The sequence below is a fragment of the Halomonas sp. 707B3 genome (genome assembly GCF_024158645.1).
GTDB classification, from domain to species: Bacteria; Pseudomonadota; Gammaproteobacteria; order Pseudomonadales; family Halomonadaceae; genus Vreelandella; species Vreelandella lionensis.
In genome coordinates, this window is the sequence record NZ_JAMZBE010000207.1 from 1 (window position 1) to 4,739 (window position 4,739).

The window sequence follows — 4,739 nt, forward strand, 5'->3', positions numbered from 1 at the left end:
CACCAGCCTCTCGCTTGGGCAGCTAGGCAGCTTTCTGCGCGAGCCGGTGCGCAGCTTCTTTAATACTCGCTTGGGGGTCTATTTCGAGCAGGAAGCCATCGCCGAGCTGGACGCCGAGCCCTTCGCCCTGGATGGCCTGCAAAACTGGCAGCTCCAAGATCAGCTAATTGCCGTCCAGCGCCACGCGGTGGATAACGGCCAGCCGCGTATGGAAGCATTGCACGAAGCATTGGAGCGCTTTCAAGGCCAAGGCGTGCTAGCCATGGGCGCGTTCGGCGAACGCATGCGCGCAGCACTCGCCGAACCCATGGAGGCGCTTTTCAACGCCTACGAAGACGCGTTAGACGCGTGGCCGCATACCCTGCCCGACACCATGATTCACTTCGAAGCCCACGGCCTCACATTGGAAGAGCCCCTGGGCGAACTGCGTCAGGATGAAGCAGGCCACCGCTGCCGCCTGCTGCTGCTGAGTAGCAGCCTGATTAGCCAAGGCAGCGGGCGCGGCCAGTACCGCTGGAGCCACCTGCTGCGCCCCTGGGTCGCGCACCTAGCGGGCAACCTGGATGGCCCGATGACGACGCAACTACTCTCCAAAGCGGGTCATGTCACGTTAGCGCCGGTGGATGCCGAGACCGCCCGCCAGCACTTGGAAACCCAGCTAGCCGCGTGGCAAGCGGGCCTAGAAACCCCGCTACCGCTCGCACCGCAAGCCGCGTTTGCTTGGCTAAGTAAGCAAGGCACGCCAGATATGGCGCAAGAAAAAGGCCGAGAAAGCGACGCCTACGCCGCCGCCGAAACCGCCTATGAAGGCGGCCGCTACCAAACCGGTGAAGTGGCCCAAAGCGCGTATTTAAGCCACCAGTGGCCCCGCTTCGAGCGGTTGTTCTTCGAGCAAGCCAACGGGCACACCTTTGCCACGCTCACAGAAGCGCTCTACGCGCCGCTTCACCAGGCGGTCAAAGGGTAAACCAGCGTGGGTGTTACATAGCGTCGAGCGTTTCCACATCGAACGCCACAATCTGGCGTTTGGCACTGGAGAACTCGACGCCGATCAGGTGTATGGGCTTGCCAGAGGCGCGGTACTTGTCCGCATACCCTTTGTGTTTGATTTGCGCCAGCGCCTGACCTTCCGGCAGTTGCTCCACCACTTTGAACTCGAACAGGTAGATATGCCCACCAAAATCCACGCTCATATCCACCTTGCCGTGGTGGCTGGCATCTTCCACCGTCACATCCAGGCCCAGGGCCGCAAAGTGGCTGTAGAACACGCTGGCGTAATGGCCTTCGTAGCGAGCAATCGGGTTGTTGCGATACCAGTCGTGAGGGAGTCCGGCATAAAGCGCCTTTAGGTGCGCTTCTAGCCCGACAAGATCATGCTGACTTAAATGGCGAAACAGTGTTCTGCGTTCACGCGGGGCATTTTCGACCCCCAGCGATGGCAACAAGGCGTGGTTGAGACTGGTTTCGACTTCACGGTTAGGAAAGCCCAGCGTGTACTGGCGGTATCCCAGCAGCGGCTCCTCTACCTGCTGGATGGTCAGGTAGCCGGTTTGAAACAGCAGACCTTCGGTACTGATCTGATCCACATCGAACTGGCTGAGCAGTTCATACTCGGTTTCCCAGTGATCTAACGAAGGCGTAAATACCCCCCGCTGTTTGAGAATATCAACCAGAAACGTCGGCGTGGCAGACTCAAACCAGTACGGCGCAAACTCGCGCTTTTGAAACAGTAGCAGCACATCAAAGGGATTGTAGACAGACACCACCTCGCGCCCACCCCACCGGTAGCCGTTGTACCACTGACGAATGGCCTCACGATCCAAACCGGGTAGCTCAGGCGCGAACACCTTGTCGATGTCTTCGTCGGTATAGCCGCAAATCGTGCTGAAAGGAGCGTCTAAGGTGATATCGTTGAGATTGTTCAAGCCCGAAAATAGGCTGACCTTGCTGAACTTTGATACGCCTGTGAGCAGCACAAAGTGCAAATGAGGGTCGGCATCTTTCAGCACGCTATACAGGTTCTTCAACCCCTCGCGCAGTTCCCGAGCGCGTTCGGGCACCAAAATATTATCCAGAATCGGCTTATCGTACTCATCGATCAGCACAACCACCCGTTGGCCGTATTGCTGGTGGGCAATGCGAATAAGGGCGGAAAACTCGCCGGGAATATCGGCTTCATGGTATTGAGTAATGCCCAGCCGCTCACGCTGAACCCGAAGCTGCTCACGGATACGTTCATCCAGCCCTTCACGGCTCTGCATGACGCCATCGGCAAAGCTGATACGAATGACCGGGTAACGCTGTTGCCAGTCCCACTGATCGTGAATATAGAGCCCTTCAAACAGCGCCTGGCGGCCCTCGAACAAGCAGCGCAGCGTATCCAGCAACAGGCTTTTACCAAAGCGGCGCGGCCGCGAGAGAAAGTAGTATTTGTTCTGGTTAACCAAGCGCTCGATATGCGGGGTTTTATCGACGTAGTAATAGTCGCCCTCACGGATATCCGAGAACGTCTGAATCCCGATGGGTAGCTTACGGCGATGGACATCCTGCACGGCGGCCTCCAGAACAAAAAACAGCGATATGAAAAGCAGTTTAGCATGCGGCTGATGCCTGCAGCGTCAGATCAGCGGGCTTTCATCCCCCTTTCCACCCAGCGATAAAATGCGCTTGGCCAACGCAATCATCTCCGGGTCGCCGGTATTCTTAGTGGGCACATCGGACAGCTTCACCACTGGCAGCCAGCCCTGCCCTTCGGGGCGGGCCTCAACCATTTTGATCACCATGTTCATGGGCGCTACGCCAATATCGTTGGTGAAGTTGGTGCCAATGCCAAAGGCCATGCCAATCCGTCCTTGGCAGAAGGCGCGGATGCGCTCCACTTTTTCAGGCGTGAGGGCATCGGAGAAGATGATGGTTTTGCTCAGCGGGTTAATGCCCAGGCGCTGGTAGTGGGCAATGGTGGCATCGGCAAATTCAATCGGGTCGCCGCTATCGTGGCGCACGCCGTCGAAGAGCTTGGCGAACTTCTTATCGAAGCTCTCGAAAAAGGCGCGGGTAGTAAAGGTATCGGTCAGCGCGATACCCAAATCCCCCCGGTACACGTCCACCCAGTGCTCCAGCGCCAAACTGTTGGCCATTTTGAAACCAAAGCGAGCGCCGTGGAACATAAACCACTCATGGGCGTGGGTGCCGATGGGCTTCACCCCGTGGCGCATGGCCAGCAGCACGTTGCTGGTGCCGCTAAACGCCTCGCCGCCGTAGTGGCGCAGCGCTTTGACGACTCGGTCGTGCACCGCAAACGAGAAACGCCGACGGGTGCCGAACTCGGCAATCTTCAGCCCGTGCTGGCGGTACAGTTCGATTTTCTCTCGCGTGCGCTGCTCGATGAGCGCTTCGTCATCTTCCGACACGCTCACGCCGCGCAGTTGGTACCAAAGCTCGCTAATCAGCGCCATCAGCGGCACTTCCCACAAAATGGTGCGGTACCAGGGGCCTTCCATCACCACCGAGAGCTCGCTGCCCTGCTGCTCGATCGTCACTTCGCTGGGGTCGTAACGAAAGCCCGCCAGAAAATCGAGATAGGTGGGGTCTAGGTAAGGGCAGGTGGTTTGCAGGTAGCGCTTCTCTTCATCGGACAAGCGCAGCGTCGCCATGCGATCCACTTCACCGCGCAGCGCCTCACCAAAGCCCTCAGGAAACGCATGCTCGCCGCGATTGATAAACGCGTAGCGGGCATGGGCATAGGGGAAGCGTTTAATCACGGCATTCTGCATCGTGATCTTGTAAAAATCGTTATCCAGAAGCGAGGTCAGCATGAGATCCCTTCACCAGCATCAACAGATCGCCAAGAGCGGCTAGCCCGCTAGATTACCAGTTGGCGACGATACCTCACAGCCTAACCCCTGTTTACTATGGCTTACGCCCATGGAAGCCGAGCGCGCCTACCTGTTTACAACGAATTCGACACCGTCTTTCAAACCAGCCTCTAACGCTGCTTTGCTCTTTTGCCCAGCTCTTGGCAACGCGATATAGTGCCGGTGCCTTTGGCTACCCGCCAAAGGCGCTTTGCTTTCCGCCTGCCGTGATGTTCGGAGAATGAGAATGAGCCAGCCCACCCCGCTGAACCCGCTGACGCTACCGCTTCACGGCAGCCGTTTGATTGAAGCCAGCGCGGGCACGGGGAAAACCTTCACCATTGCGCTGCTGTATGTACGCTTGGTGCTGGGCGGGCAACACAGTGAAGACAACACCGCCTTCGTACGCCCGCTCACCCCGCCGGAAATTCTGGTGGTCACGTTTACCAACGCCGCCACCCAAGAGCTGCGTGAACGTATCCGCCACCGGCTGGTGGAAGCGGCGGCGGTGTTTCGTCATCAGGGTGAAGACTCACTGCTTCTAGCGCTGCGCAGCCAATACCCCGAGGCCACGTGGCCCGCCTGCGCCCGCCGCTTAGAGCTGGCCGCCGAGTGGATGGACGAAGCCGCCGTTTCTACCATCCATAGCTGGTGCTACCGCATGCTGCGCGAGCACGCCTTCGATAGCGGCAGCCTGTTCTCGCTCAATTTGGAAAACGACCAGCAAGAGCTGGAGCAAGAGGTAGTGCGCGACTACTGGCGCACCTTCTACTACCCGCTGGACGCCGAGGCGCTGGGCAGCATTACCGGTTACTGGAAGTCGCCGGACCAGCTCCACGGGCAGGTGCGCAAACTGCTGGCCGAAAGGGAGGCCCTAGGCAGCCC

Annotated in this window: 3 protein-coding genes and 1 pseudogene; 2 read left to right on the forward strand and 2 right to left on the reverse strand. The window is 58.5% G+C overall.

The features are described 5' to 3' along the window. A pseudogene (locus tag BIS10_RS17400) lies at positions 1–967 on the forward strand (exodeoxyribonuclease V subunit gamma); the annotation flags it as partial. A gap of 13 nt (positions 968–980) precedes the next feature. Here the strand turns inward: BIS10_RS17400 and BIS10_RS17405 are convergent. Continuing rightward, the gene (locus BIS10_RS17405) at positions 981–2,552 is read right to left on the reverse strand and encodes an ATP-binding protein (RefSeq protein ID WP_253507186.1); all 1,572 of its coding nucleotides are present in this window, start codon (positions 2,550–2,552) and stop codon (positions 981–983) included. 66 nt (positions 2,553–2,618) lie between these two features. Then, positions 2,619–3,815, reverse strand: coding sequence for a nicotinate phosphoribosyltransferase (gene pncB, locus BIS10_RS17410; protein WP_253018047.1), 1,197 nt, complete (start codon positions 3,813–3,815; stop codon positions 2,619–2,621). A 286-nt stretch (positions 3,816–4,101) separates the two neighbouring features. On the opposite strand from pncB, the gene BIS10_RS17415 reads away from it, so the two are divergent. Continuing rightward, the coding region (locus tag BIS10_RS17415; protein WP_253507189.1) for a UvrD-helicase domain-containing protein at positions 4,102–4,739 on the forward strand (638 nt) is incomplete at its 3' end.